Genomic DNA, 1,541 nt, shown 5'->3' with positions numbered 1-1,541 from the left:
ATCTTCATGAATGCCACCGGCAAGATGGAGTACACCCTCAACCAGAACTTTGTGAAGGTCACGATCGACGCGAACCTGCTTGCCAACCTGATCAAGGGCGTTCAGGCCGGGCTGATTCCTCAGTCCGACTTCTGGCGTCAGCTGCGTGACTATCAGCTGATTGACCCTGAGAAGAAGGACGAAGCGATCAGAGACGAGCTTCAAACCACAGCGCCGGGCTTAGACCTGGACGACGAGGACGATGATGTCGAATCAACAGACAGAAAAGATAAAGCTGATACTGAAGCGCAATGAGCGGGGTTTGTTCTGCTTGTTCACTGAGGATGGGAAGTGCCTGCCTAACCAAGCGAGTGTTTCGCTCAGTTCGGAGCCTTTCGGTGCCCAAGAGCTAACAGTCAAGTTTGTCTGTGACGGCGAGAATATCAGGGTCATAGGCGACCCAGAGGTAGACGACAATGGCGGCGAATCCAGCACTGTTTGATGCCACGGTTCGTCATGCTGTTCTGCTCGAACAACTAAAGGCCAATGAGGTCGCCAAGTTTGCCCCGTTCCTCAAGGAGCTGGATCGAAAGATCAGGGCCAAGCTGAGCGACCCGGACATCACCGAGTACACACGCAAGCGGCAGGAGAAGCTGCTAGAGCAGGTTGATAGCCTGTTGCTGGGTATCTTCTCCCGATTCACTGACCAGCTTCAGTTGGATCTGGTTGACCTTGCGATGTACGAAGCCCAGTTCGAGGCATCAAGCCTGAACAACGCGGCCTCAGTGGCTACGGCTAACCTAGAGGCGGCTGTGACGTTTGAAGCGGTACTGCCTGGTGTGGCAGCGATCAAGGCGGCAATCCTGACCAACCCCTTGAGTGTGAGAGGGGTGGACGGCGGCAAGCTGCTGGAGGCCTTCATTCAAGGCTGGACGCAGACAGAACGCCAAAGGGTGGTAGGCGCGATACGTCAGGGCTTATTCGAGGGCCAGACCACTACGCAGATAATCCAGGCTATTCGGGGTACAAAGGCATTAAATTACAAAGACGGCATTCTTGATATCACCAACAGAAATGCCGATGCAGTGGTTAGAACCGCTATTCAGCATGTTGCACAACAGGCTCGCAATGAGACTTTAAAGGCGAATAGCGATGTTGTTAGTGGGATAGAGATTGTTGCAACGCTTGACTCATCCACCACACAAATCTGTAGGTCCATGGACGGAAGAATATTCCCTGTCGATTCAGGGCCTAGGCCGCCTTTTCACATCCGGTGCAGGACAACGGCAGTTCCCTTAACAAAGTTTTCTAAGCTATTCAGCCAAGGCGCTACGCGGTCCTCTAAGGGCGCTGAAGGTGGAAAGCAGGTCAGTGCATCACTCAGCTATTACGAGTGGCTTAAAACGCAGCCTGAGAGCTTTCAGGACCAAGCGCTGGGCAAGGCTAGGGCAAAGCTGTTCAGGGATGGTGGATTGAGCGCAGAGCGCTTCTCTCAACTCCAGCTGGACAGGAATTTCTCTCCTCTAACCCTGAAAGAGATGAGGTCGCTCGAGCCCCTAGCG

1 protein-coding gene and 1 pseudogene are annotated in these 1,541 nt (G+C 53.7%); both read left to right on the top strand.

Annotation, left to right across the window (positions count from 1 at the left end; genetic code table 11):
- A pseudogene (locus PLU01S_RS25925) lies at window positions 1-294 on the top strand (hypothetical protein); the annotation flags it as partial.
- Between the two features lie 161 nt (window positions 295-455).
- On the top strand, window positions 456-1,541 hold a 1,086-nt coding region (locus tag PLU01S_RS25095), incomplete at its 3' end, for a minor capsid protein (RefSeq protein ID WP_084339973.1).

It is taken from the genome of Pseudomonas luteola NBRC 103146, assembly GCF_002091675.1.
Taxonomy (GTDB): Bacteria; Pseudomonadota; Gammaproteobacteria; order Pseudomonadales; family Pseudomonadaceae; genus Chryseomonas; species Chryseomonas luteola.
This window is presented reverse-complemented; position numbering and strand designations above follow the sequence as displayed.